The 26,344-nt window shown below is 46.2% G+C and carries 21 protein-coding genes and 1 pseudogene; 4 read left to right on the top strand and 18 right to left on the bottom strand.

Going from position 1 to position 26,344, the window contains the following annotated elements:
• Positions 1-49 precede the first annotated feature (49 nt).
• The 17 genes from astD to pilM all read right to left on the bottom strand — a co-directional run bounded on the left by astD (position 50) and on the right by pilM (position 19,721).
• The gene (gene astD / locus OCV20_RS01300; protein ID WP_050619816.1) at positions 50-1,507 is read right to left on the bottom strand and encodes a succinylglutamate-semialdehyde dehydrogenase; all 1,458 of its coding nucleotides are present in this window, start codon (positions 1,505-1,507) and stop codon (positions 50-52) included.
• Between the two features lie 39 nt (positions 1,508-1,546).
• Complete coding sequence (gene astA / locus OCV20_RS01295; protein WP_048612355.1) at positions 1,547-2,566, bottom strand: arginine N-succinyltransferase; 1,020 nt, start codon at positions 2,564-2,566, stop codon at positions 1,547-1,549.
• 107 nt (positions 2,567-2,673) lie between these two features.
• Positions 2,674-3,885 carry an aspartate aminotransferase family protein gene (locus OCV20_RS01290; protein WP_048612356.1) on the bottom strand — a complete coding sequence of 404 codons (1,212 nt, stop codon included), beginning with the start codon at positions 3,883-3,885 and terminating at the stop codon, positions 2,674-2,676.
• Positions 3,886-4,349: 464 nt separating this feature from the next.
• Entirely contained in the window at positions 4,350-4,928 is a 579-nt protein-coding gene (locus tag OCV20_RS01285; RefSeq protein ID WP_076675415.1) for an aminodeoxychorismate/anthranilate synthase component II, read from the bottom strand.
• A 185-nt stretch (positions 4,929-5,113) separates the two neighbouring features.
• On the bottom strand, positions 5,114-7,708 hold the full coding sequence (locus OCV20_RS01280; RefSeq protein ID WP_086774520.1) for an ExeM/NucH family extracellular endonuclease: 2,595 nt from the start codon (positions 7,706-7,708) through the stop codon (positions 5,114-5,116).
• A gap of 385 nt (positions 7,709-8,093) precedes the next feature.
• Positions 8,094-9,110: a tryptophan--tRNA ligase gene (gene trpS, locus OCV20_RS01275; RefSeq protein WP_016796005.1), complete on the bottom strand. Its 1,017-nt coding sequence runs from the start codon at positions 9,108-9,110 to the stop codon at positions 8,094-8,096.
• 150 nt (positions 9,111-9,260) lie between these two features.
• Positions 9,261-9,947 carry a phosphoglycolate phosphatase gene (locus OCV20_RS01270; protein WP_017061120.1) on the bottom strand — a complete coding sequence of 229 codons (687 nt, stop codon included), beginning with the start codon at positions 9,945-9,947 and terminating at the stop codon, positions 9,261-9,263.
• Positions 9,948-10,049: 102 nt separating this feature from the next.
• Positions 10,050-10,724, bottom strand: a complete 675-nt coding sequence (gene rpe, locus OCV20_RS01265; protein WP_010435263.1) for a ribulose-phosphate 3-epimerase — start codon at positions 10,722-10,724, stop codon at positions 10,050-10,052.
• Between the two features lie 201 nt (positions 10,725-10,925).
• A complete protein-coding gene (locus tag OCV20_RS01260) occupies positions 10,926-11,774 on the bottom strand; it encodes a Dam family site-specific DNA-(adenine-N6)-methyltransferase (protein ID WP_048605377.1) in 849 nt (282 codons plus the stop codon).
• 69 nt (positions 11,775-11,843) lie between these two features.
• Positions 11,844-13,361, bottom strand: a complete 1,518-nt coding sequence (locus tag OCV20_RS01255) for an SPOR domain-containing protein (RefSeq protein WP_086774521.1) — start codon at positions 13,359-13,361, stop codon at positions 11,844-11,846.
• A 79-nt stretch (positions 13,362-13,440) separates the two neighbouring features.
• Positions 13,441-14,529: a 3-dehydroquinate synthase gene (gene aroB / locus OCV20_RS01250; RefSeq protein ID WP_017061124.1), complete on the bottom strand. Its 1,089-nt coding sequence runs from the start codon at positions 14,527-14,529 to the stop codon at positions 13,441-13,443.
• A gap of 25 nt (positions 14,530-14,554) precedes the next feature.
• Positions 14,555-15,073, bottom strand: coding sequence for a shikimate kinase AroK (aroK, locus tag OCV20_RS01245; RefSeq protein ID WP_017061125.1), 519 nt, complete (start codon positions 15,071-15,073; stop codon positions 14,555-14,557).
• Between the two features lie 176 nt (positions 15,074-15,249).
• A complete protein-coding gene (locus tag OCV20_RS01240; RefSeq protein WP_086774522.1) occupies positions 15,250-16,968 on the bottom strand; it encodes a type IV pilus secretin PilQ in 1,719 nt (572 codons plus the stop codon).
• A 35-nt stretch (positions 16,969-17,003) separates the two neighbouring features.
• Positions 17,004-17,522 (bottom strand): pilus assembly protein PilP, encoded by a 519-nt coding sequence (locus OCV20_RS01235; RefSeq protein ID WP_086774523.1) that lies wholly within the window; start codon positions 17,520-17,522, stop codon positions 17,004-17,006.
• Positions 17,509-18,120: a type IV pilus inner membrane component PilO gene (locus OCV20_RS01230; RefSeq protein ID WP_086774524.1), complete on the bottom strand. Its 612-nt coding sequence runs from the start codon at positions 18,118-18,120 to the stop codon at positions 17,509-17,511. Before OCV20_RS01230 ends, OCV20_RS01235 begins: the two co-directional genes overlap by 14 nt.
• Positions 18,113-18,712, bottom strand: a complete 600-nt coding sequence (locus OCV20_RS01225; RefSeq protein WP_086774525.1) for a PilN domain-containing protein — start codon at positions 18,710-18,712, stop codon at positions 18,113-18,115. The genes OCV20_RS01230 and OCV20_RS01225 overlap by 8 nt, the downstream gene beginning before the upstream one ends.
• Positions 18,696-19,721, bottom strand: a complete 1,026-nt coding sequence (pilM, locus tag OCV20_RS01220; RefSeq protein ID WP_086774526.1) for a type IV pilus assembly protein PilM — start codon at positions 19,719-19,721, stop codon at positions 18,696-18,698. The genes OCV20_RS01225 and pilM overlap by 17 nt, the downstream gene beginning before the upstream one ends.
• Positions 19,722-19,872: 151 nt before the next feature.
• On the opposite strand from pilM, the gene OCV20_RS01215 reads away from it, so the two are divergent.
• The gene (locus OCV20_RS01215; RefSeq protein ID WP_202910129.1) at positions 19,873-22,434 is read left to right on the top strand and encodes a penicillin-binding protein 1A; all 2,562 of its coding nucleotides are present in this window, start codon (positions 19,873-19,875) and stop codon (positions 22,432-22,434) included.
• Between the two features lie 111 nt (positions 22,435-22,545).
• Here OCV20_RS01215 and oxyR read toward each other — a convergent pair whose 3' ends face one another.
• A complete protein-coding gene (gene oxyR / locus OCV20_RS01210) occupies positions 22,546-23,439 on the bottom strand; it encodes a DNA-binding transcriptional regulator OxyR (RefSeq protein WP_017061132.1) in 894 nt (297 codons plus the stop codon).
• Between oxyR and OCV20_RS25865 the strand changes: the two are divergent.
• The 3 genes and pseudogenes from OCV20_RS25865 to OCV20_RS01200 all read left to right on the top strand — a co-directional run bounded on the left by OCV20_RS25865 (position 23,438) and on the right by OCV20_RS01200 (position 26,136).
• A pseudogene (locus OCV20_RS25865) lies at positions 23,438-23,633 on the top strand (hypothetical protein). The gene oxyR and the pseudogene OCV20_RS25865 sit on opposite strands and share 2 nt — an antisense overlap.
• Positions 23,634-23,667: 34 nt before the next feature.
• A complete protein-coding gene (locus OCV20_RS01205) occupies positions 23,668-24,396 on the top strand; it encodes a glutathione peroxidase (RefSeq protein WP_017061133.1) in 729 nt (242 codons plus the stop codon).
• Positions 24,397-24,669: 273 nt separating this feature from the next.
• Positions 24,670-26,136: a dihydrolipoyl dehydrogenase gene (locus tag OCV20_RS01200; RefSeq protein ID WP_048612368.1), complete on the top strand. Its 1,467-nt coding sequence runs from the start codon at positions 24,670-24,672 to the stop codon at positions 26,134-26,136.
• The last annotated feature ends 208 nt before the right edge of the window (positions 26,137-26,344 follow it).

Genomic DNA, 26,344 nt, shown 5'->3' with positions numbered 1-26,344 from the left:
CTTCCCTATTTCAAGCTTAACGCATGAGACTAATGCTCATTAGCCTAATTTAAAGCTCAATACCTGGGCTAAACGTTGCTGGAAGTTGAGTTTCGCCACCTTCCATTGAAGCCATAGGGTAAGCACAGTAGTCCGCCGCATAGTAAGCACTTGGGCGTAGGTTGCCCGAAGCACCTGGACCACCAAATGGTGCATCACCACTTGCGCCTGTTAGCTGACGGTTACGGTTAACAATACCCGCACGGATATGGTCAACGAAGTATTCCCATTCTGAATCGTCTGTTGATACAAGACCCGCAGACAAACCAAAACGCGTGTCGTTAGCTAGTTCAACTGCTTGCTCTAGTGACTGGTAACGAACCACTTGTAGCAATGGACCGAAGTACTCTTCATCCGGCAGCTCAGCAATGTTGGTTGCGTCGATAATACCCGGAGAAACAAACGCCGCTTGACCCGCTTTTGCTTCTACTAGGCTGACTCCACCTAACGATTGCAGATTCGCTTGCGCGTCCAGAATGAACTTAGCCGCAGCTTCAGAGATCTGAGGACCCATGAAGGGTGCTGGTTCAGCGAATGGCTGATCAACACGAATCTTTTGTGTGGCTGCGACCAGTTTATCTAGAAGCAGATCGCCCTTCTCTCCAACAGGCACATACAGGCGACGTGCACATGTACAACGTTGACCCGCACTGATGAAAGCCGATTGAATAATGGTATAAACCGTCGCGTCAGCATCACCAAATTGGTCACTGATCACCATAGGGTTATTACCACCCATCTCTAGCGCTAGCATCTTACCCGGTTGGCCCGCGAATTGACGGTGAAGGATATGACCGGTATTTGCACTACCTGTGAACAGCACGCCATCAAGACCTTTAGCATCGGCTAGTGCGATACCTGTCTCTTTAGCGCCTTGTACTAGGTTGATTACGCCAGCAGGAAGACCCGCTTCTTGCCATAGCTTCATCGCAAACTCACCCGTCCAAGGTGTCTGCTCTGAAGGCTTAAATACCACGGTATTACCCGATAGCAGCGCAGGAACAATATGACCGTTTGGTAGGTGACCTGGGAAGTTATAAGGGCCAAATACTGCCATCACGCCTAATGGACGGTGACGCAGTACAATCTGGTTGCCTGCCGCTTCACGAGAAGCTTCACCGGTACGCTCATGATAAGCGCGGATTGAGATAGCAATCTTGCCTGCCATTGCGCCCGCTTCAGTGCGAGTTTCCCAAATCGGTTTACCCGTCTCTTTCGCGATAATTTGTGCGATTTCTTCGCTGTTCTCTTTAACTTTCTCAGCAAAGTTCAACACGATCGCTTCACGCTCTGCAAAGCTCAGTTTTTTCCAAACCAAGAAGGCTTCACGAGCTGCTGCTACTGCAGATTCAACCTGTGCTGGTGTTGCGCTATCACCCTGCCACACTACTTCATTGTTGTATGGGCTTACTGATGTCATGGCGTCACCTTGACCTGCCACCCACTGTCCTGCTATCCACTGAGTCATACTTCTATCCTTAAAATCTTCGACAGATAATCGCCGCTCTTACTGAGCCAACATGCGAACGAATTCGCCTTCTTTTACTTCAAGAGCGCTTGCTACTTCAGATGATAAAATCACTGTGTCGCTTGCTTGGTCATACGCGCCTTTCGCGGCTACTGCGCGGAAGTTCTCAAATGAGGTATTCCCAATTAGGAAGTCTTTAGAGCTTGAGTGCTCTGCAATTTGAACCTGCGCTCGAATTGAGTAACGCACAGATTCGATGTTTCTTAGATCACACTCAACCGTTGGGCCTGCATCAAAAATGTCGACATAACCACGGTTGGTGAAGCCTTCACGTTCCAGCAACTTAAGTGCAGGGCGCGTATTGTCATGTACCTCTCCGATCACCGCTTGAGCTTCTTTGCTCAGTAGGTTCACGTAGATAGGCAGCTTAGGCATTAGGTCTGCAATGAAGCCTTTCTTACCAATACCGGTTAGGTAATCGGCAAGCGTAAAATCAATCGAGAAGAAGTGCTCTTGCAGCCATTGCCAAAAAGGAGAGTTACCTTCTGCATCTGATACGCCACGCATCTCAGCAAAAATCGTTTTCGAGAAACGCTCTGGGTGCTCAGACATGATCAAGAAGCGACACTTAGACATCAAACGACCATTCAATCCACCACGGAATGCCGGGCGCAAGAACAGTGTGCAGATCTCACTGCATCCGGTGTAGTTATTACCGAAAGTCAGCAGCTTAACGACGTTATTTACGCCAAGCTTCTGCGATGAATGAACCACTTTACTGATGTGGTACGAGTAGAACGGGACATCCCAGCCGATTGAAGCTTCGATGCCTGTCGTACCGGCTACTTCACCGGTTTCGGTATCAAAGCCAACCATTAGGTAGCCTTCATCACCGGGTTCAGTCACGTCTTGTTTGGCAAAGCTGTATTCAGAGTGAGTAATACGGTTAGTTAACAGTTCTTCGTTAACCGGAAGAGATGTGAATCCGTGACCAGATTCAACGGCGCAGGTATGCAGCGCATCGTAATCAGATAATTTTATTGGGCGAACAACTAGCATCAATATTCCCTCCAGATGCAAAATAGGCCCAAAACCAGAAGCTTGGGCCTTTAGCAGAACGTCATGGGATCGCTCTATTGGCGATCATTCCTATGACGCCGCTCAGGCTAAACTAGCGTAGCGATTGCTTTGTCTAGTTTTGATAAGCCTTCTTCAATTTCTTGTGTAGTAATAACCAGTGATGGCGTGAAACGAACCACGTTTGCACCCGCAACCAGTACCATCAAGCCTTGTTCGCCTGCTGCTACTAAAACGTCACGTGCACGGCCTTGCCACTCTTCGTTAAGCGCAGCACCTAGTAGTAGGCCTTTACCACGAACTTCACTGAAGATTTGGTACTTATCGTTAATCTTAGTAAGACCATCACGGAACAATGCTTCACGCTCTTTCACGCCAGCTAATGTTTCAGGTTGGCTAACCACATCAACAACCGCTTCTGCAACAGCACACGCCAGTGGGTTACCACCGTAAGTAGAGCCGTGTGTGCCAACTTTTAGATGTGTAGCCAGTTCAGAGGTTGTTAGCATTGCGCCGATAGGGAAACCACCACCCAGTGATTTTGCTGTGCTCAAGATGTCTGGTGTTACACCTAGACCTTGGTAAGCGTAAAAGTTACCAGTACGGCCATTACCCGTTTGCACTTCATCAAAAATAAGCAGTGCATTGTGTTTATCACACAGTTCACGAACTGTGTTCACGAATTCAGAGGTTGGCGAGATGATACCGCCCTCGCCTTGCAGAGGTTCCATCATGATTGCACAAGTGCGATCAGAGATGTGCGCTTCTAATGCTGCAATATCGTTGTAAGGCAGGTGAGTAACATCGCCCGGTTTAGGACCGAAACCATCAGAGTAAGCTTCTTGACCACCTACAGTTACGGTAAAGAAAGTACGACCGTGGAAACCTTGTTTGAATGCAATGATTTCAGATTTCTCAGGACCGTGAACGTCCGCCGCCCAACGACGAGCTAGCTTCAAAGCTGCTTCATTCGCTTCTGCGCCAGAGTTGGCAAAGAATACTTTTTCTGCAAAACATACGTCGGTTAGCTTCTTCGCTAGACGCAGTGCAGGTTCGTTGGTCATCACGTTACTTAGATGCCAAATCTTGTTTGCTTGCTCGGTAACAGCATTAACCATTGCTGGGTGACAGTGACCCAAACAGCTCACAGCGATACCACCAGCAAAGTCGATATACTCTCGGCCTTGTTGGTCCCAAACGCGTGCGCCTTCCCCTTTTACTGGGATCATTTCCATTGGGTTATAACAAGGCACCATCACCTCATTAAACAGACTACGTTCTACTTTATTTTCCACTGTCATCGTACATTCCTTCTCGATACCGCAAGCTTCGCAAATAAGCGTAATGGTTCATAAGTGAGACAAAGATATTTTGTCTCGCCATAATCCCGCTGCAGCATTATATTTACATTTAATTAACCTTTTCAATAGTAGATTATTCTTTAGCCATCCCTTACAACCAGCTAAACGTCACTACCTATGACTATTTATGCATCAATTAATCTGTTTTATGAAGCTTTTTTTACCTAAACGTATAACCAGCAACAGCAAAGCCTTACTGGCATTGCGGTATATTGGGTTCGAGACGAAATAACGCGAATAATTTTGCATAGGCTAAAAACTTAGCCTGACGAGGGAGAAATGTTATAAAAAGTGATCGGCGTCAGAGGGATGAAGACGCGTAACGCCCGAATTTAAACGCTTAACGGGTAATGGAATACGTTTAACTGGCTTATTTAGACGGAAAAAGGGTCAAATTTAAACACTCAACGTGCTAGGAAGTTAGCGAGAAGCTGGTGTCCTTGCTCTGTTTTAATCGATTCAGGGTGAAATTGGACGGCATCAATCGGCAAGATTTTATGTTGATAACCCATGATCTCATCCATGCTGCCATCTTCAAATTCTGTCCAAGAGGTCAGCTCAAAACAGTCTGGTAATGTGCCGTTTTTCACCACTAAAGAGTGGTAACGAGTCACAGTCAGAGGGTTATTGAGACCTTGAAAAACACTCTTACCGTTATGGCGGATCGGCGAGGTTTTACCGTGCATCACTTGTCTGGCTCTCACCACTTCACCACCAAAGACTTGAGCAATGGCTTGATGGCCAAGACACACACCTAAGATCGGCAGCTTACCAACGAAGTGTTCAATCACCTGTAGCGAAATTCCCGCATCATCGGGCGTACATGGGCCCGGCGAGATAACAAGATGGCTAGGATTTAGCGCTTCGATGCCCGCTATATCAATCTCATCGTTGCGAACAACTTTTACAGTGACCCCTAACTCACAGAAATACTGATACAAGTTATAGGTAAAAGAGTCGTAGTTATCGATGATAAGTAACATGGGTCGAAATCGTTTGCTAAATACTAAAGGATTGGGAGATATAGGGGCGGTATTGTGCAATACCCATAGCGAAAGGCAAGTGGAAACTGCATTTCGCCAATAATTAAGGCCAACCTAAGTTGACCTTAATTGTTTACAGATAGCGTTAAGTTATCTGAATTGGCTTGCTTGTGTGGCAAGCCAATCTATTTGCGACGGCGCCACATTGCTAAGCCAAATAGTGACATCAGAGCACCGAAGCCAAATGAACCGCCCACTCTTAGCTCAAGAACGGCAGGATCATGATCCGATGAACGGAAGTGATCTTGGTACTTAGGCAGATCACCTTTGTACTCTTCGTTGTAATCAAACAACGTCGACTCACCACCATTGATGTGCCAATCGGTAGCATCGACAACCCTATCTTTCAGGCTGTCGCTGATCAGCAGGTGATCCAGTGCGCCCACTTCGTCATTGTATGAGTAGCTCCAACTGTCTGGGTGCTTTTGAGCCACGGCATTAACGTAGCCGTAGTTCTTCGTAATCACCGCACCACTATCACCAAACTGCTCAACACCATCAAGGAAGGTATTACGAGCTGCTTTTATTTGCTTACCGTATTTCTCTTCCGAGTAATCCGTTAGCACCAGCATTGGATCTTCCATGCCGTACGAGTTCATGTCACCCAGAATCACTTTGTGGCCTTTGATGCCGTCTAGCGCTTCACCTAATGCAACTGCCGCAGCAACACGGAAGTTCTCACATGAACCTTGCTTATCGGCATCAACGCCACCTTGGCCGCCCTGCTCAACCGGTGCTGCATCTTCCCAACACTTAGAACCTTTCGATTTAAAGTGGTTAATCGCTACGGTGAGTTTCTCTTTGGTACCTTTAACTTTAAAGGTTGGCGCCAATGAGTCACGTTGGTAGTTCTTACCATCTTCAATCACCTTACCTGAATCATCTAACACCTCTGGGGCTTGTTGGCTTGGCATCGCGATAACACGGCTGTCTTTAAGCTTCACTACCTTCTTACGGTAAATAACACCGGTTGTGATTACATCGGTACCAATCGAGTCCATCTCGTCGGTTACGCCATCTTCATTAGAATCAACAGCCACAAAGGTATAACGGTCTTTCTTACGCTCAATACGATCATTCAGTTGGTTAACAAGCTGTTGAATCGCTGAACCTTCACCAAAGCCGTTGTTCTCAATTTCCATCAAACCAATGATGTCAGCGTCTAGACGAAGAATCGCGTTCACAATCTTCTCTTGCTGCATTTCAAACTCAGTGATGGTGTTCGCGCCACGGTTATTACCGTGCTGATTCGCGTCGCCACCAAATGGAGAGTTAAAGTAGTTCAATACGTTGAAGGTCGCGATACGTAAATCACCTTCATCCATGTCTGGTTTGTCGGTGCGCGGATCGTTACGCACAAAGTTTTCAGCAGAAATCTGGTTAGTCGCAATTAAACGGTACTCACCGTAGCTGTAGGTCAGAACACCTTCTAGACCAACAATGGTGTCATCAATGCGGATGTAGTCTTCGGTCGAGCCATCTTGGTCGATATCAGTGCGGCCAAAATCTGGATAAAAAGGGACTTGTCCATCAGCTGCTTTTTGATCGGTTTCAACGAAAAGACGACGATCAGCGTTGTCTTCAGTTTGCTGCTTCGCTTCGTCAGATCCCGCGGCGAAAAGCTGGTTTGGCTGCATGTTAATACGCTCATGCGCCAGTACCATGTTGTTACGACGACCGGCGTAGTCATAACCAAAGGTACGTGTCACACGCATGTCTAGTGCTTCGGTTGTTTTCACCAACATGCCTTCGTAACGTTCTAGCGTTGCAGCGAAGTTCTCATCACTGTCTAGCGCTTCTATCGCCGTTGCTTCAGGTGCCTGCTGCTCGCCCTGTTTTAGCCATTGGTTGTTTTCAACTTTTAGCTGAGTGTGGCTGTAGTATTCTTGAACCTTGCCTTTCACACACACAACGTCGCCCGCAGCCAGTTCTGAGCTCGACTGGTTGGTATGAATAAATAGGCCTTCAGAAGTGCTTGAGTTGAAATCATCCTCAAGTGCTTGCAAGTAGAAGCCTTTGGTTAGGCCTGTTGTTACCGCACTTACCACACCTTTGACGAAGTACTCATCGTCGGTGATGTACGGGTAGCCATCGATGAATGGCGATGTTGCGCCTTCACCTTGGATTTCTTGAATGGTGGTGAATACTGGGTCAGAGCCATCTTGTGTACAAGTGAACGCTTCTGGCAGTTCAACACTGTCTAGTGAACCTAGGCCTTCAATGCTGTCTTTGGGTAGCGATACCCATTGTGAAGCATCAAACGTCGCGGAAGGTGTTTGTGTCGCACGAACCAAAGTAACATCTTTGCCCCAGTCCACATCGCCCATCAAACCAACAACATCATGTACCGAGCCGTCTGAATTCAAGATAGCCAGCGGGTCGTCACCGTTATGATTGGCGATAGAGGCATTAATAATGTCAGCTTGAGCTTTAATCTCATCACTCGCACTAGAATGTGCGACCACGAGTACTTCACCGGGTGCTAAAACGTGGCCATCTAAAGGTAAAGTGGCACCCCATGATCCGTTGCCATTGGCAGATTTCGCCAATGAGTAACCATCTAAACTAATGCTGCTATCGCCACTATTGGCAATCTCAACCGCTTTGTTATAGCTGCCGCCTTCCACATATTGTGAAATAAACAAATCAGCGTGTGCGCTTGTAGTTAACAAGCTACCAATTGCCACTGCTAGCAATGAAGGTTTGTGTAAAAGAGCCATCCGTTTCACCTGAGTTCATCGAGTTATAGTCACTGCCATCTATGGGCAGTCATGTATTTTGTGGTAACTATCAGGTTTATTTATGAAAGGAATAAGTCAGTTGGCAAGAAAATGAGGAACTTATCACTTTGGAATCATCAATTGTTTGGCACGTTATATATTTCCAACATATATAGAAACGAGTGTGATTTTATAAAGCTTGAGGGTGCCAAATAAGATCATCTGCACAGCATTAAAGACACGGGTGTGCTAGCTAAATACTGCGTAAATTATCAATTCAAACAAGGAGTTTTCGGGGAAGGCAAATGAAATAGGCATGAAAAAGCCCAAAGTAAACAGCAGCTACTTTGGGCTCAAATTCTCAAGCGAGTTGTGTTAGTTCACCCTATGGGCGAGTAACAAAACCTACTGCTTCGTATGCTTTTTTCAGTGTCACTGCAGCACGCTCAGAGGCTTTTTCAGCACCGGCTTTCATTACTGCGTCCATGTAAGCACGGTCAGCACGGATACGGTGATATTCAGCTTGAATCGGCTCAAGCATCTCAACCAATGCTGCGCCTACGTCTTTCTTGAACGGGCCGTACATTTCAACGCCTTGGTACTGCGCTTCGATCTCTTCGAACGTTTTACCCGTCGCTGCAGAGTACAGACCCATTAGGTTAGAGATACCCGCTTTGTTTTCCCAATCATGAGCAATACGTGGTGGTGTTTCTGCATCGGTTTGCGCTTTGTTGATCTTCTTGATGATCGACTTAGGCTCTTCTAGCAGAGTAATCACGTTCTTACGGTTGTCATCCGACTTAGACATCTTCTTCGTCGCGTCTTGCAGGCTCATTACACGTGCATTCACTGTTGGAATGTAAGGTTCTGGTACTTGGAAGATTGGCGTTTCAGGACCGTAGATGTTGTTAAAGCGAGTTGCGATATCACGCGCTAGCTCTAGGTGTTGTTTCTGGTCGCTACCTACAGGTACTTGGTGAGCACCGTAAAGCAGGATGTCTGCAGCCATCAACACTGGGTAGTCGTATAGGCCTACGTTTACGTCGTTTGAGTGACGTGCAGACTTATCTTTAAACTGAGTCATACGGCTCAGTTCACCCATTTGCGTGTAACAGTTAAGAAGCCAACCAAGTTGAGCATGCTCTGGTACGTGTGACTGAACAAATAGCGTGCTCTTCTTTGGATCAACACCGACAGCAAGACAGATTGCTAGTGCGTCTAGAGTCGCTTCATGCAGTGCTTTCGGGTCTTGGCGAACCGTAATTGCGTGAAGGTCTACAACACAGTATTGGCAATCGTAATCATCTTGCATCTGTTGCCATTGACGTAGAGCACCCAAGTAGTTACCGATACTTAGTTCACCAGATGGTTGAACACCACTCAATACGATGGGCTTGCTCATGGTTTTAATTCCTTTGCTTATTCGCTAAGTTTATTGAACGCTTAGCTTCTTAACTTAAATATAGAAAAGCCGCACAGCTCTTCTGTACGGCTCATCCAGTGTACTCATTGATAAGTATTTTGCTAGTAGGTTAGCTAACTTTTGTCCGCTTTATGCTGAAACTAGAACGACATCTAGTAATTGCGCGACGTTATCCGCGACATAGTCAGGGTTTGATGCTGAAATCGGCTCGCCATGGTTATAACCGTAAGTCAGACCAAACGAGTGACAGCCTGCATTCTTAGCCGCTTTAATGTCGTTGCTTGAATCGCCAACCATCAGCATCTCTTCCGCTTTAACATTGTGCTTTTCTAGCAACCAGTTCAACGCGACTGGGTTCGGTTTTTTCTCTGGGAAAGAATCGCCACCCAACACATCAACAAAGTACTTATCAATACCGTGTTGTGCCAGAACGTCTGGTACAAACTTCGAAGGCTTGTTGGTAACCAGCGCCATGGTGAAACCCGCCTTATCCAGCTCAGCCAACGTCTCTTTAACCGATGGGTAAAGGTGACTTAGCTTGTGACCGCCCTGCTCGTAGAAATCATCAAACAGGATGCGTGCTTTTTTCAGTAGCTCTGGCTCTAGGCTTGGGTCAACCGTCAGGTTACGGCTGAGTGAGCGTCCGATAAGAACATCAGCACCATTACCTACGTAGTCACGAACTTGCTCTTCGCTCACTGAAGGGAAGCCCAACTCCTGACAAGCTTGGTCAGCAGCAACGGCCAAATCAGGCACGCTGTCTAACAAGGTTCCGTCCAAATCAAAGGCGATCAGTTTTATTGAGCTTAATGACATCTTACTTTCCTATTTATTATGTTCGTCTTATGAGTTGAGCTATAAGACGTAAAAAAGGGGCAAATTAGCCCCTTAATATTCAATCTATCTGTAGTTTTACGATCATGCGTTTACTTTTGCAAGCTCTGCACGCATCTCATCAATCACTTCTTTGTAATCTGGTTGATTGAAGATAGCGGAACCCGCGACGAACATATCTGCGCCCGCTTCTGCGATTTCACGGATGTTATCAACCTTCACGCCGCCATCAATCTCAAGGCGAATGTCACGGCCTGACTCATCAATCAGCTTACGAACAGCACGCAGTTTATCTAGCGTATGAGGAATGAAAGATTGACCGCCGAAGCCTGGGTTCACAGACATCAGTAGAATCATGTCTACTTTGTCTAGGATATAATCTAGGCAAGAAAGCGGCGTTGCAGGATTCAGTACTACACCCGCTTTACAGCCGTGCTCTTTGATTAGCTGTAGAGTGCGATCGATGTGCTCTGACGCTTCAACGTGGAAGGTAATCATTGATGCGCCGGCTTTAGCAAACTCAGGCACGATGCTGTCTACTGGCTTAACCATCAGGTGAACATCGATAGGAGCCGTAATACCGTAGTCGCGCAGCGCTTTACAAATAGGCGCGCCAAAAGTCAGGTTAGGTACGTAGTGGTTGTCCATCACATCGAAGTGCACAACATCAGCACCAGCTGCGAGTACTTTTTCTACGTCTTCACCAAGACGAGCAAAATCTGCAGACAAAATCGATGGAGCGATTAGAAAATCTTTCATACCAAACCTCTTAAGAGTGAGTAAATTGCGAATATCACCGCCTTGGTGACATCTCATACACAAATACAAGACTCAATCCCAAGACTATTTGGTGTGCAATTCTACCTAAGCACCTAAGCAGATCCTAGCAGTTCGAAAGATTAGTTTAAGAAAGTATCCGTTGGTCACTCAATTTAATGAGTTTGGCGGATATTCTGACCATTACTGTTCCGCTGATGCGTGCTGCTGGTTTTTCTCTTTATGGAAAAGCGCCAAAAGCTCATCAACTTTATTACGGCCAGCGCCATTGCGGCTGATGGTGCGTTTCACCTTAACCACGTTCAACTCCGCACCATGATATAAGCGACGAGTTAATGTCGTATCGTGGTTTGAAATCAAAACAGGAATACCGCGTTCCATCGCTGCTTTTTCAGCAACATCCGCCAGTGCAGCTTGGTCATCTAAGCTAAAGCCATTACCTGCGTAAGAGGTAAAGTTAGCCGTGTTCGACAGTGGTGCGTATGGAGGATCGCAGTAAACCACACAACCTTTACGCGCGCGGCTAAAGGTTTCATGGTATCCCTCACAGACGAAGGTGGCCTTTTTCGCTTTCTCGGCAAAAAACTCCAGCTCAGCTTCTGGGAAGTAAGGTTTTTTATAAGAACCAAATGGAACGTTAAAACCGCCCTTCTTGTTGTAACGACACAGGCCATTGAAACCAAATCGGTTCATATACAAGAAAGCCAACGAACGATACATGACGTTATCTGTACCATTGAACTCAGCACGAATATCTAAGAAGGCTTCTTTGCGGTTGTTCTCAGGACAGAACCAGCGCTTCGCTTCCGTGATATAAGTTTCAGGATCGGTTTTAAGTAGGTTGTACAGGTTGATAAGATCGGGATTGATGTCTGCAAGCAGGTACTGTTCAAAGTCAGTATTCAGAAATACTGAGCCGGCACCGACAAACGGTTCTACCAATTTACGAGCAGGTGGCAGGTGACGTTGGATGTCTTCAACTAGGCCATATTTACCACCAGCCCATTTTAGAAAGGCACGCTGCTTTTTCATTTACTGCTCTATCTATCAACTCAAAAATAAGGCTGCGGAATGTAACATATTTTGAGGCTAAGCTCAGGGTTATTTCGCACGTTCTATCTCTCGATGTACTTGATTCATCGATTTTGCCCAAGGTTCCAACTGTTGAAGGGGTTTTGATAACGCACTTACCGCGTCTCTCGCCACTTGAATCGTTGGGTAATCTTGATAAGTGATAATAAACCACTTGGTGTCGTTACGAAGTGTTGGGTAAATACGAACCTTGTTCTCAAGGTCATACTCTTCAATGAAAGATTGTACGTCTTCCAATGAAGTCATCGCACTCAACTGTAGGGTATAAGCTCGCGGCGAGATAGCTTGTAACTCTTCGCGAGAAAATGAGAAGGTGATTTTCTTAGTCGGTGGCGTGGACTGGGTTAGGTCTGCTGCTTCATCGGCTGAAGGTTGTGACTCCACTTTGTCTGCATCTGACTGCGAACTCACCGCGGCACCTGTGTTTTCTTCAACAGCAGCATCAATCGCACTGGTATCGGCACTTTCAGGTTTATCATCAAGCAAGGCATCAACCACATCAGAGGTGATTACGACACGCTGCTGATCTTGTGTTGCCTCACCAACACTGGCTGTCTCTTCAACCACAACCGGTGGCAAAGAAGAGCTGTCGTCATCAGCACCTTGATAACTCCTGTCAGCTTCGGCTTCAGAATCGTCCATTCCGTCGATTCCAACTTGCTCGGTACCACTTTCCACTTCAAAAGTCGGGATAGCTGTCTGTTCAATCGGAGCGATAAGAGATTGCGCTTTATCGTCAGGGGTTGGTTGACTGAACATCCACCAATAACCACCACCAATTAAAATCAACAACAAGGCCACCACAATCGCGATATTGATGGGTGAGCCAATAATTGAGCGAATAATAATCCTTTTTTCCACTTTCAATTCTCCTAAAGCCATTAACTCACCGGGCAGAGGTTGCGCTTTATTAAACGCACGTCGCACGCGAGTTTCAGACTCATCATCAACATATCGAATCACCAGTGATTCAAAGAAATGTTCAGCTTCTGGTTGCGAAAGGTCATCGATCTCAAGATCGATAGGCTTGTGTTGTTGACCGTAACTCAAACGCGTTAATAACGTATCTAAGTGGCCAGGTTCCGAGAAGAGAACGATATTGATCGTCCATTGAGGGTTTGATTGAGCTTCTAGTACCAACATCCATAATTCAGATACCAATAGCTCAGAAAGTCGTTGGGCATCATCAACGACGATAACCACATTACACGGCTCTCCATCCAGTAACCTTGTCAGGCTATCAGATAAAGAATCATGTTGATTAAACAGGGGATCAGAAACAATTTGGCTAAGAATAAGCGCGCGGCGTTGTTGATCGTCTTGGCTTGGATGACAAAGCAGTAAACACTGATTTTTTTCTGTCGACCATGCTTCAAGATAACGCTGAGCTAACCAAGATCGGCCAGAGCCAGCTTTGCCAGCCACCGTCACAAGGTTTGAACCAAAGTTAGTCAAAAGCTGTAAGCGCTCTAGCAGCTCAACTTGAGATTCTAACTCTAATACTCTTAATTCATGAGCCAAACTCATTGGGGATCCCTACTGATAAGATCGATCAGTAAAACGCTTCAGTTGCCTAGAGTTTAGCTAGGCAACCTCACAACCAAATTTAAAGAGTACGGCAGAAATCGATCGCTTGTTTAATGATGTCTTGAGGCACATCAGCAACCACTTCAGCAGTACCAATACTTGTTGGTAATACCAAACGCAACTGACCAGACAGCACTTTTTTATCGCGCATCATGTGCTTCATAAAGTCTTCAAAAGACATGCTTTCTGGCGTATGGATTGGTAGTTTCGCATTCTTGAGTATAGAAATAATTCGCTCAAGTTGCTGCTGAGAGATCAGTCCCTGTAATTGAGCTGTTTTAGCTGCCATTACAGTGCCTGACGACACAGCTTCACCATGTAGCCAATTACCATAGCCTAGTTCTGCTTCAATCGCATGACCAAATGTATGACCTAGGTTCAATAACGCTCTGATTCCTGACTCTTTTTCATCTAGAGCCACCACTTCAGCCTTAATTGCACAACAACGAGCAATCGCGGTAATCAGTGCTTCTTCATCAAGTTGATAAAGTTTCTCTAGATTCTGCTCCAACCAATCAAAGAAGGCTTCATCGTAAATGATGCCGTATTTGATCACCTCAGCAATACCCGCTGCAAACTCACGCTCTGGAAGCGTTGATAAACAGTTGGTATCGATGATCACAGATTTCGGTTGGTAAAAAGCGCCGATCATATTCTTGCCAAGAGGATGGTTTACCGCGGTTTTTCCACCAACAGAAGAGTCCACTTGAGAAAGAAGGGTCGTCGGGATTTGAATGAAATCAATACCGCGCTGGTAACAAGAGGCAGCAAAACCGACCAAGTCACCGATAACACCACCACCTAAAGCAATCACCACCACATCGCGGCTGTAATTTCCTTCAAGCATGTAGCTCATCACTGAATTGAACGTTTCAAGGGTTTTGTACTGTTCACCGTCTGGCAGCTCGAGAAGAGATGTCTGACAGCCGACTTGATCCAATAGCGATAAAATTTTATCAGCATAAAGAGGCGCTACTGTCACATTACTGATAACAACAACTTTCTGCTTACCTGATAAAAAAGAAAGGTACGCCGGGTCTTCAAATAACCCGGCGCCAATAGAGATAGGGTAGCTACGCTCAGCTAGATTGACCGTAATCCGTTCCATGGGTTTGCTCTCCGAAAAAATGAACTTAACGTTCTTCTAGCATTTTTACGATCTGGTTGGCTACCACTTTTGCACTTTGGTCGTCAGTACGAACTGTGTAGTCCGCCACTTCTTCGTATAGTGCGTTGCGAGATACAGCTAGATCTTCTAGCACATCACGCGGGTTGTCTGTTTGAAGTAGAGGGCGTTTCTTGTCGCGGTTAGTGCGAGCAAGTTGCTTTTCAATTGTTGTCTCTAGGTATACAACAATGCCTCGTGCAGATAGACGGTTACGGTTTTCTTTGCTCAACACTGAACCACCACCTGTCGCAAGAACAATACCTTGTTCTTCTGTCAGATCATTGATTACAGATTCTTCGCGCTTACGGAAACCTTCTTCGCCCTCAACATCAAAAACCCATGCGATGTCTGCGCCAGTGCGCTCTTCGATCACAGTGTCAGAGTCTAGAAACTCCATATGAAGTTGGGAAGCTAGGTGTCTACCAATTGTACTTTTGCCGGCGCCCATTGGGCCAACAAGAAAAATATTGCGTTTCTCAGCCATGTTTTTAGCAGTAATTTACAACGTTAATTCAATGACATCGCCACAAGGTAGGTCAGTACAAGTACTGAAATTAAAAGGCCCGTGGCACCGATTCCTCACAGATAATTCGTGATAAGACCCGAAATTATCAAGGTTAGGTGCCACTAATGCAACTTTATTTTTAATCTAATTGTTCATTACTGAATCACAACTTTGGGTGTGACAAAAATAAGTAGTTCACTTTTACCCACATTTTCATAGCTGCGACGGAACAATGCACCCAAAACTGGCAGGTCTCCCAACAGAGGAACTTTATCCACTGTACTGCTCACGCTGTGCTGAAATATCCCGCCAAGCACGACAGTTTCACCATTATTAACAAGCACTTGCGTACCTATTCTTTGCGTATCAATGGCGACTGCTTCACCAGTTCCGGTTTTTACCACTTGCCCTGGCCTATCTTGAGTCACGCTCAAATCCAAGACCAAGCGATTGTCGGGTGTGATCTGCGGTGTCACCTTAAGACTCAATACCGCTTTCTTAAATGCGACCGACGTAGCGCCACTTGAAGATGACTCTAAGTAAGGAATTTCAGTACCTTGCTCAATATAAGCCGGCTTTTTATTGGTGGTGATTAAGCGTGGGCTGGAAATGATTTCAGCTTTTGACTCTTGTTGCAGTGCTGACAGTTCAAGATCGAGTAAGGTATCTGAGCCCAGCTTAGCCACCTGAAACGCAATACTCGAGGCGTTCGGCGATGTTGCCCCTAAATTGACGTTGAGATAGTCATCAATCACGCTGCTGCCGCTATCGTCGTCATACGGCGTAATAGCTGATGGGTGGTTGCCTTCGATTGAACCACCAACGGTGAAGCTTCCGTTGGTTGATGAAACGCCCCAGCGCACGCCAAGCTCATCTAGGTTACCCTCGGTAACAGTGACAATACGTGCCTCTATCTGTACCTGCTTCACGGGAATGTCTAACGATTCAATGATGCCTCTGATCACGGCAATGTTTTCTTCCAATTCACGAATAAGCAGTGAGTTGGTGCGCTCATCAATGGTAATTGAACCACGATCGGACAACATGCTGACCGCACCTTCACCGCCAATCATGTCAGCAATGTCGGTGGCCTTAGCAAAGTTAATCTTGATGATTTCCGATTTAAGCTCCCCTAACTCTTCTTCTAAGCGCGATTTCTCTAACGCTTGTTGCTCTCGAAGGTCGAGCTCCGCTTTCGGTGCGACCAAGATAACATTGCCATCAACACGCTTATCCAAGCCTTTAACTTGCAAGATAATGTCGAGAACTTGCTGCCAAGGTACGCCATCTAAGCGTAACGTCAGGTTTCCGGCTACCGAATCAGACACCACGAGATTGAAGTCGTTGTAGTCGGCAATCAACTGCAGGACATTTCGTACTGGGATATCCTGGAAGTTAATCGATATCAGCTTGCCCTCTTTCTCTAGAACGCTTTTTTCTTTGGTCGCTTCATCGATCACCGGTTTGCTGATCACCACCTCAATAAAGCGCCCCTTTAGGTTGTACTCATACTGATAGTCATTGCTAATCGTCGCTAGAAGCCGAGTGCTTGGTGTCTCTTTGTAGACTTCAATGCCTTCAACCAAGGTAGCGAAATCCTTAACATCCAGCAGGTAGAGCTTGTCATCATCAACCTGAGTATTGATTAGCTCGATACTTAACCCTTCCTGAGCACGTTGAACATCCACCACTGCGGTGCTGGTCGCCAGCTCAATAATGATGACGGCGTCTTTATCCTTGTTCACCCTAAAATCAATATTCTCTAATTTGTTCGGTAAGCTCTCGGCATGGCTGAGCACGCTAACAACCAACATCACAGACACAGCAAAACCTTGTAGAGCCTTGCTCACTAATCCACTTATTCCTTTAATCATATTTACATCTCATATCCACATCATGTGACATTGGTTTACTTCAGAGCCAGCCTAACGTTGCGCTTATGCCAACAACCTAAGCCATCTGGAAGAGTTTCATTAATCTGAACGTACTGGCTCGTCACCTTAGTAACTCGGCCATTGTTTAAGCCGATAAACTGGCCTTTCTTGACGTTTACCACGTTGCCTTTGGGTGTTTGCACTAAGCCGAACACGCTTGATCCACTGCCCATCACGCCTCTTAAACGAAGCTTACTCAGCGGGTACTTCTCTAACTTGCCATTACGAGAACGGGCGCTGGGTTGCCAACAGTCTTTCTTAACCAAGGGCTGGTTTTGCACGATGGCTTCTTTAGGCAGTTCAAAGGGAGGACGAAAGGCACGGCGCTGATAAGTCGCCGCCGTGAATTCAGTTGCTGGGACAAGTTGCTCGACGTCTTTTCTCGCCTTGGCTTCAACCTTCGCCACAAAGTCTTGCAGTGAGTCTTGATTAGCTTTGCAGCCTGACAACGCAAGCAGCAACACGATTGAGTAAAACGCGCTATTGGGTTTCATCATTGACCTCCGATTTAAACTGGTAGGTATAAGCTCGAACCCTAAAGTGCAGCGTGCTACTTTCTTGGCTGACTCGCTGCCAATTCACATCATCAAAGCTGATAATGCGCGGCAGCTTGGCGATGGCAGCAGAGAAGTCCCCAATCTCGTGATAGTCACCTGTCAGCTCAATATTGAGAGGTAATCGATAAAGGAACTCCTTGTTCTGCTTTTGCCCCCAATCAATTCGCGTAAACGTCAGCGCGTTATCCAAGCCGAGCTCATTCACTGAGGCCAACATACTCGCCAACTCCTTTTGAACAGGTAGCTGCTCTAACAAGTAATCGTAACGGCTGGTTAACTCATCTAATTGGTTCTGAAGTTTAGGCAAGGCTGCAACCTTATTAGCCTTTATTCTCAAGGTCGTTTTTAAGGTCTGCTCCTGTTGCTTCATCTGTTTCAGCTCCTCATCGAGCGGCAGCACATAAAGCCAAGTGCCAACACCTTGGATTAACACTATCAACACCAGAATCACGAGAAGCTGAGGCAATAATGGCCATTCGGTGATCTCATCAACATCGAGATCTTGCAAGCTCATCCTATTTTGAAGGTTAGCCATGATGCGCCCCCTTATCTTTTCTGCTCGCGGTTGTGTTGTCTAAAGACACAGGGCTAAACACAAAAGAGACCTTGAAGGTCTGAAATTCTTTATTGAAGCGCTTGCGGTTATGAACGATAGAGTGCATCTCGACCCCTTTCAGAGAATCTGAACGCTCGAGGTTGTCCAACATGGTGGCGAGACGAGCAGTACTGTCGCTAATGCCCGACATTTCAATCTCCTGACCATTCATCTTTATCTTGTCGACATACACCCCCTCTGGAATCAGCTCCGGCATTAAGTTCATAAAGTCGGTGGTCTTATTGCGGCCAAGCTGCAGCGACTCAACCACATCAAGTCGAGTAAGAATGGCTTTGTGTTCTTGCTCTGCGACTTTTAACGACTGAATTTGTCGGTCGAGCTCAGCAATGTACTGATTGAGGTAATTGAGGCGAGCTTGCTGCTTGGCTTGTTGGTCGTGAAAATAGTGACCAACCGCCCATTGCCCTATAAGCGCAATGATGACGCCAAGAATGACCAGATGGATAAAACGCTTCTTGTGCTGAGCACGAATCTCATCACGCCACGGCAGCAGGTTAATTTGATGCAACATGCTTCTCTCCCTGCCACTTGAGTCCACTCATCGCCATACCTGCCGCGATACCAAAGTGTTGCCAGTCCATCGGCAGTCGGCGTCTCTTGGCGACCTTATTCTCAAACAGAGACAAAGGATTCAATGACTCACAGCTCAGCTGAAAATGACGTTCTAGCTCTTCGGTTACCATAGGAATGCTGACGCCCTCGCCCATCAGCCAGATCCCCGAGATAGGTTGCTGCGCATTTCCCGAGGAGTAGAGCTGCAATTGACGCTTGAGCTTCTCAATCAGGTTAACGATGAATTGATGTGTCTCTTCAATAGTACCGAACACGCTCTCGATATCACTCGGGTCATCTGAGCTGCGAAGATCTTGAGTCCCAAAGGCGATGTCTTTATAGAAAGGCGCCGAATTCTGCGGGATAACCCCTAGCGAGGTTTGGTCGATTCCAACATCCACCAGCAACCAGTTTTTCTTATCGGGATACAGACGCGAGGCCAATTGCCAGATATTAAGTAACCCATGCGCCTGTGTATCCACCACCACAGGTTTAAAGCCAGCCTTAGTTAATGCATCCGCTCGGCTATCCACCACTTCCTTACGAGTGGCGTATACCTGATAACTGCTTGTCGAACCTTTACCAAATCGTTTGTCTTCCAGCTTTACAAAATCTAAACTCAGCTCCTCGATAGGAAAGGGAGATTGATGGGCGAAGGTTTGATAGATAGAAAACTCTTTTTCTCTGTCTTCTAACTCACTCTCTATTTGCAGTACTTTGCTGATCACTGTGTTATCAGGTACCGAAATGGCAACGTTGCGACAGCCAAAAGGCAGTCCTTTCCTAAGTTCTTTAAGTTTCTTAACAGTTTTCTGATACTCCAAAGTATGGTTAGCTGTAAAAATGTCGTCCGAAATCGGCAGCTCTTTGTATCCCACTAGGGCATACAACTCCCCCACGGGTTTTAGGACCACAGCTTTGATGCTGTGATGATTTATATCTATACCTGTAATTAATGATGAACCCATGTGACCTAGCTCCTGAAGTGCCAAGCATTTCGTTGATTATCTAGGGGTTGTGATTATTAGTTAAATAAGCGTTAATAAACGAAAGCTAAGTTTTTAGCCTAGAGTACAAGGGTTTGCTGCTTATCAGCCTTAACTAATCAGGGATTATCCGGTGAAGTTCATAAAGCGATTATTCATATTTACATTGATTTGCATGATTCTTGGAGTCAGTACAATTTTCGGGTTTTATTATTACGTAAAACCAGAGTTGCCTGATGTTGCCACTTTGCGTGACGTAGAACTCCAAACGCCGATGCAAGTCTTCAGTCAAGACGGTAAGCTGATCTCTCAATTTGGTGAAAAGCGTCGTAATCCAGTCACTTATGACGAGATTCCTCGCCACTTAGTTGAGGCTCTGATTGCCACCGAAGATAGCCGTTTCTATGAACACCCAGGTATTGACCCAATCGGTATCACACGTGCAGCACTCGTAGTTGCCATGTCGGGTTCAGCCAAACAAGGTGCGAGTACTATTACTCAGCAGCTTGCGCGTAACTTCTTCTTATCTAATGAGAAAAAGATCATGCGTAAGATCAAAGAGATCTTCATTGCGATCCACATTGAGCAGCTTTTGAGTAAAGAAGAGATCATGGAGCTTTACGTCAACAAGATCTTCCTTGGTCACCGTTCGTATGGTTTTGGCGCGGCAGCACGTGTTTACTTCGGGAAGGATCTTCCTGATCTAACGCTAAGTGAAATTGCGACGCTTGCGGGTATGCCAAAAGCACCTTCGACAATGAACCCTATTTACTCTGTTGAGCGCGCGACTAACCGTCGTAACGTTGTATTGCGTCGTATGTTAGACGAGAAATACATCACTCAAGCAGAGTTCGATGACGCTCGTAGCGAAGAAATTATCTCGAAATACCACGGTGCAGAGATCGAACTAAGCGCGCCCTATGTTGCTGAAGTTGCACGTGCTTGGATGGTGGAACGCTACGGTGAAGAAGCTTATACATCAGGCATGAAGGTCTACACGACCGTGGATTCGAAACTGCAAAAAGCAGCGAACCAAGCCGCGATTAAGAACCTACTTGGCTACGATGAGCGTCACGGCTACCGTGGTGCTGAAAAAGTATTGTGGCAGACTGCGCAATCAGCGTGGGATCAAGAACAAATCGTTAAACACCTTAAGTCTCAACCAACCTATGGTGACTTAGTCCCTGCTGTTGTTACCGCGGTTGATTCGAAAAGTGCTCAAATTTGGGTTAAGAACCAAGGTGAAGGCACTATCGAATGGCAAGGCATGAACTGGGCGCGTAAATTCCTAACAGATAACCGCCAAGGACCAGCGCCTTCTCAAGCGAAAGAGATTCTGGCGGTTGGTGAGCAAATCTGGGTTCGCCATGAAGCCGTTACCGGTGATGAAGTCTCTGAAGAGCCGACAGAAGAGTCAGTGACTGCAGAATCAGAAACACCGATTGTATGGCGACTAAGCCAAGTACCGAATGCGAACACCGCATTTGTTGCAATGAACCCGAACAACGGCGCGGTATTGTCGATGGTGGGTGGCTTTAACTTTGTTCACAACAAGTTCAACCGTGCAACGCAATCTATTCGTCAAGTGGGTTCTGGTATCAAACCATTTATCTACTCAGCGGCGATTGAGAAAGGCTTAACACTAGCCTCACTGATCAACGATGCACCAATTAACCAATGGGATAAGAGCCAAGGTACCGCATGGCGACCGAAGAACTCACCACCGACTTACGTGGGTCCAACTCGTTTACGTATTGGCTTAGCTCAGTCTAAAAACGTAATGGCGGTACGTGTACTGCGCGAAGTAGGCCTAGATGATACTCGTAACTACCTAACTCGATTTGGTTTTGATATTGACGAAGTACCGCGCTCTGAAACCATTGCTCTGGGTGCGGGTAGCTTAACGCCAATGAAGGTAGCTCAAGGTTACTCAGTATTCGCTAATGGCGGCTACTACGTTGAACCTTTCTACATCAGCCGCATTGAGACACCATTTGGTGAGACTGAATTTGAAGCGACACCGAAAGTGGTGTGCAAAGACGATTGCCAGCAGCAAATGACCTCAGATCCAATGGCGGATGAGTTTGCAGAGCAAGATGTGGATGCCAAAGTACAATACGCACCTCAAGTTATCTCTGAACAGAACGCATTCCTTGTTCGTGAAATGATGTACAGCAACATCTGGGGTGGCGGTGATTGGAGCGCAGGTACGGGTTGGAACGGTACAGGTTGGCGTGCACAGCCATTGAAGCGTCGTGACATTGGCGGAAAAACCGGTACCACCAACGATTCGAAAGATACTTGGTACAGCGGCTACGGCCCAGGCATGGTTGCAACGGTATGGGTTGGTTTTGATAACCACAACCGCAACCTAGGCAGAACCAAAGCGAACTCGAACCTTGGTAAGAACCAAATTACGGGTGCAGAAGCTGGCGCGAAAACAGCAGAACCTGCATGGGTTGATTTCATGGGTACGGCGTTAGCGGGCGTTCCTGCTGAGCGTAAAGAGATTCCAGAAAACATCGTTCGTGTTCGTATCGACCGTGAGACAGGCTTACTGACTAACAAGTTCGATAGCTCATCGATGTTCGAGTACTTCGAGAAAGGCACAGAGCCAACCGAGTACATCACTGAACGTTTCAATGATGACATCTACTCAACCTCATCAGGTGAAGCAGTAGAAGAACTGTTCTAACTAAGGTTTGTTGAACCTAGTAACATGAACCAATAAAAAGGGTTGATATGCATTCATATCAACCCTTTTTTTATATCTATATCTGACCAGACTAGGCTCTAAACTCAAGCGCTAAGCCGTCTTCTCCAGTTGAGTTCGAATCGTCTCAGCCAATTGCTCGAAACGTCCCTTCAATGGAGAGCCCGGACGGTAAGCCACGACAATTCGACGTGAAGGTGTTGGATTCACCGCAGGTACGTAACACACTCCATCTTTCTGCTTTTCCTTTGGTACCGATAACTGAGGTAGCAAGGTAATCCCCGCCCCCGCCGCGACCATGTTACGCAGCGTTTCTAAGCTGGTTGCCTTAAAACGTTCGTCATCTTTGGCACCCGCAGCAAAACAGAAGCCCAAGGCTTGGTCTCTTAAACAATGACCGTCACCTAGCGCCAGTACGGTTTGCCCATTTAGCTGCAGCATATCGACAGTGTCTTGCTGAGCCCACTCGTGATCACATGGAACAGCAACACTTAACGGCTCGTCATACACATCAATCTCTTTAAACACCGCCGTTTCATCAACCGCAGCCAGTACCAAGCAATCAAGCTTGCCATCTTCAAGTTGGCTCACTAACTGATGGGTCTGGGCTTCATGCAGGTAAAGCTCAAGATCTGGGAAGCTCTCTTTAAGATGAGGAACAATCTTAGGCAAGATGTAAGGACCCACGGTTGGAATAAAACCAATGTGCATTGGCCCCGTCATCGCTTCACCGTGCCCACTCGCCATATCTTTAAAAGTTTTCACTTCATTGAGAATACGCTTGGCTTGTTCAACAAGTTGTAACCCTGATTCTGTAAATATTACCTTCCTTGGACTACGCTCGGTTAACTGAAGTCCAATTTCATCTTCGAGTTTGCGTATTTGACCGCTTAGTGTCGGCTGACTGACAAAGCACGCTTCTGCCGCTTTTCGGAAGTGTTTATGCTCTGCGAGCGCCACCAAGTATTCAAAGTCACGAATGTTCATGATCAGTCTCTTACCTCAGGTTTTAATAAGAACAAGGTTTCTAATAGAAACATTTAAAAGAAAAAATGCTCTTGATAGAATTTACCTATCAAAACCATAACATCAAACGATTAGAGCTATCAAAGGATTTATCTAATAATGGGCTCAACGAAACGAAACGAAACAGAGCGAAGAAAAACGTTAAGCTCTGGTAGAACAAAATTAAAAATACTATTTAAGGAAATCAATATGTTTGCATCTAAAGAAGGTCAATCAATCCCTCAAGTAACATTCCCAACTCGCCAAGGTGATGCATGGGTTAACGTAACGACTGAAGAGCTATTCAAAGACAAGACAGTTATCGTATTCAGCCTACCAGGTGCGTTTACGCCAACATGTTCGTCAAGCCACCTACCTCGTTACAACGAGCTACACTCTGTATTCAAAGAAAACGGTGTTGATGACATTCTGTGTGTTTCAGTAAACGACACATTCGTAATGAACGCTTGGAAAGCAGACCAAGAAGCGGAAAACATCACATTCATCCCAGATGGTAACGGTGATTTCACAGACGGCATGGGTATGCTAGTTGAGAAGAACGACATCGGTTTCGGCAAACGTTCATGGCGCTACAGCATGCTGGTTAAAAACGGCGTGGTAGAAAAAATGTTCATCGAAGAAGACGTACCAGGCGACCCGTTCAAGGTTTCTGATGCTGATACTATGCTTAACTACCTTGCTCCTGAGCACAAAGAGCAAGAGTCAATCACAGTATTCACTAAGCCAGGCTGTCCTTTCTGTATGAAAGCAAAACAGAACCTAATCGACAAAGGTTTAAACTACGAAGAAGTGGTTCTAGGTAAAGATGCAACAACAGTAAGCCTACGTGCAATCTCTGGTCGCACTACCGTTCCTCAAGTATTCATCGGTGGCAAACACATCGGTGGTAGCGAAGAACTAGAAACTTTCCTAGGCTAATCGCTTCATCGCCGATATAGGCTTAGAAGTATCCGCTAACCCACCCTCTTGTGGGTTAGCCATTCCAAACGCTCTTATCTGAGTTTTGGAAAAAGAATATAGCTGGTGACTCGCCCGTCTTTAACTAACCTATAGTTAGCAATAAAAGCAGAGTCACAAGCTAAACCTAATAAAACAGAATCACAAAACTGACCCACTATCCTGACTCTCAAGAAATCACCAGAGTTGGAGGGGTTCGTTCAAACCAAATTTAGCCATTACGAGAAAATTATTATGAAACAAGTCAATGTAGATGTAGCAGTTATCGGGGGCGGTACGGCAGGTTTAGGTTCTTACCGCGCTGCAAAAGCACACACTGACAGTGTCGTGATGATTGAAGGCGGCCCTTACGGTACAACCTGTGCTCGTGTTGGTTGTATGCCATCTAAACTGCTTATTGCAGCTGCGGAAAGCGTACACCAAATCGAGAAAGCTCCGGCTTTTGGCGTTCACCCACAAGGTGATATCGTGATTAACGGCCGTGAAGTGATGGACCGAGTGAAGTTTGAGCGTGACCGTTTTGTTGGTTTTGTTTTAGAAGGTGTTGATGAAATTCCAGAGCAAGACAAGATCTCTGGCTACGCAAAATTTTTAGACGACAACACACTACAAATTGATGACCACACGGTTGTCACCGCTAAACGTATTGTTATCGCGACCGGTTCTCGCCCTGCTTACCCTGCCGTTTGGAATGAGCTTGGTGACCGTCTGATCATTAACGACGACGTGTTCAGCTGGGATGATTTACCAGAATCGGTTGCGGTATTTGGCCCTGGTGTTATTGGTCTTGAGCTTGGCCAGTCACTGCACCGCTTAGGTGTAAAAACCAAACTGTTCGGTTTAGGTGGTCAAGTGGGCCCAGTTACCGACCCAGAGATCATGGCTTACGCAGATAAAGCCTTCAATGAAGAGTTCTATCTAGATGCCGACGTGAAAATCGAAAGCATGAAGCGCATTACCACTGAATCGGGTGAGGCTCGCGTCGAAATCCAGTTCATCAATAAACAAGGTGAGCTAGAAACTAACATCGTTGAATACGTACTGGCAGCAACGGGGCGTCGTCCTAATACAGATAAACTTGGCCTAGAGAATACATCTCTTGAGCTTGATGAGCGTGGTGTTCCAATCGCAGATCACTACACGCTACAAACATCATTGCCATCAGTATTCATTGCGGGTGATGCAAGCAACCAACTGCCTCTGCTACATGAAGCAGCAGACCAAGCACGCATTGCAGGTGACAACGCAGGTCGCTTCCCTGAGATTCGTGCAGGCCTACGCCGCTCTAAAATCTCAGCAGTATTCTCTGACCCGCAAATCGCGATGGTTGGTGAAACCTACAAAGAGATCACTACCCGCTTAGGCACATGTGGCTGTTTCGCAACGGGTGAAGTGTCTTTCGAAAACCAAGGTCGTTCACGAGTGATGCTACGCAACAAAGGTATCCTACACGTTTACGGCGAGCAAGGTACAGGCCGCTTCCTTGGTGCTGAAATGATGGGACCAAACGCAGAACACTTGGCTCACCTATTAGCTTGGGCACACCAGAACAAGATGACGGTTTCTGAAATGCTAGACATGCCGTTCTACCACCCGGTAATTGAAGAAGGTGTACGAACTGCACTACGTGACCTGAATGCGAAACTGCACCTAGGTCCAGAGATGGTGAAACACTGTCTGGATTGTGGCCCAGGTTGCTAATATCAGAATATTGTTAGGCAGTAAGCAAACGCTAGATACTAAAAAGGAAAGCCATTGGCTTTCCTTTTTGTTTTGGCTTCGAGCAAATAACAGATTCCCGACCACGCTCCTTCGTCGCTACCGGGAATGACGCTGCTTTTAATACTGAGCAAATCCGAAGCCCAATAAGAACAACGCATAAACTAATCCAAGCTTTAACTCGTCATTC

The organism is Vibrio coralliirubri, from assembly GCF_024347375.1.
Taxonomy (GTDB): domain Bacteria; phylum Pseudomonadota; class Gammaproteobacteria; order Enterobacterales; family Vibrionaceae; genus Vibrio; species Vibrio coralliirubri.
The sequence above is the reverse complement of the archived record's forward strand: the minus strand, read 5'-3'. Positions and strand labels throughout refer to the sequence as shown.

Coding starts and splice junctions, on each gene's coding strand:
- OCV20_RS01285 (WP_076675415.1), bottom strand. CDS start 4,928: ATGTTACTTATCATCGATAACTACGACTCTTTTACCTATAACTTGTAT.
- oxyR (WP_017061132.1), bottom strand. CDS start 23,439: ATGAACATTCGTGACTTTGAATACTTGGTGGCGCTCGCAGAGCATAAA.
- OCV20_RS01280 (WP_086774520.1), bottom strand. CDS start 7,708: ATGGCTCTTTTACACAAACCTTCATTGCTAGCAGTGGCAATTGGTAGC.
- OCV20_RS01200 (WP_048612368.1), top strand. CDS start 24,670: ATGAAACAAGTCAATGTAGATGTAGCAGTTATCGGGGGCGGTACGGCA.
- astA (WP_048612355.1), bottom strand. CDS start 2,566: ATGCTAGTTGTTCGCCCAATAAAATTATCTGATTACGATGCGCTGCAT.
- OCV20_RS01230 (WP_086774524.1), bottom strand. CDS start 18,120: ATGGCTAACCTTCAAAATAGGATGAGCTTGCAAGATCTCGATGTTGAT.
- OCV20_RS01235 (WP_086774523.1), bottom strand. CDS start 17,522: ATGAAACCCAATAGCGCGTTTTACTCAATCGTGTTGCTGCTTGCGTTG.
- rpe (WP_010435263.1), bottom strand. CDS start 10,724: ATGAAAGATTTTCTAATCGCTCCATCGATTTTGTCTGCAGATTTTGCT.
- trpS (WP_016796005.1), bottom strand. CDS start 9,110: ATGAGCAAGCCCATCGTATTGAGTGGTGTTCAACCATCTGGTGAACTA.
- OCV20_RS01225 (WP_086774525.1), bottom strand. CDS start 18,712: ATGTTGCATCAAATTAACCTGCTGCCGTGGCGTGATGAGATTCGTGCT.
- astD (WP_050619816.1), bottom strand. CDS start 1,507: ATGACTCAGTGGATAGCAGGACAGTGGGTGGCAGGTCAAGGTGACGCC.
- aroB (WP_017061124.1), bottom strand. CDS start 14,529: ATGGAACGGATTACGGTCAATCTAGCTGAGCGTAGCTACCCTATCTCT.
- pilM (WP_086774526.1), bottom strand. CDS start 19,721: ATGGGTTCATCATTAATTACAGGTATAGATATAAATCATCACAGCATC.
- OCV20_RS01240 (WP_086774522.1), bottom strand. CDS start 16,968: ATGATTAAAGGAATAAGTGGATTAGTGAGCAAGGCTCTACAAGGTTTT.
- aroK (WP_017061125.1), bottom strand. CDS start 15,073: ATGGCTGAGAAACGCAATATTTTTCTTGTTGGCCCAATGGGCGCCGGC.
- OCV20_RS01260 (WP_048605377.1), bottom strand. CDS start 11,774: ATGAAAAAGCAGCGTGCCTTTCTAAAATGGGCTGGTGGTAAATATGGC.
- OCV20_RS01255 (WP_086774521.1), bottom strand. CDS start 13,361: ATGAGTTTGGCTCATGAATTAAGAGTATTAGAGTTAGAATCTCAAGTT.
- OCV20_RS01270 (WP_017061120.1), bottom strand. CDS start 9,947: ATGTCATTAAGCTCAATAAAACTGATCGCCTTTGATTTGGACGGAACC.
- OCV20_RS01205 (WP_017061133.1), top strand. CDS start 23,668: ATGTTTGCATCTAAAGAAGGTCAATCAATCCCTCAAGTAACATTCCCA.
- OCV20_RS01290 (WP_048612356.1), bottom strand. CDS start 3,885: ATGACAGTGGAAAATAAAGTAGAACGTAGTCTGTTTAATGAGGTGATG.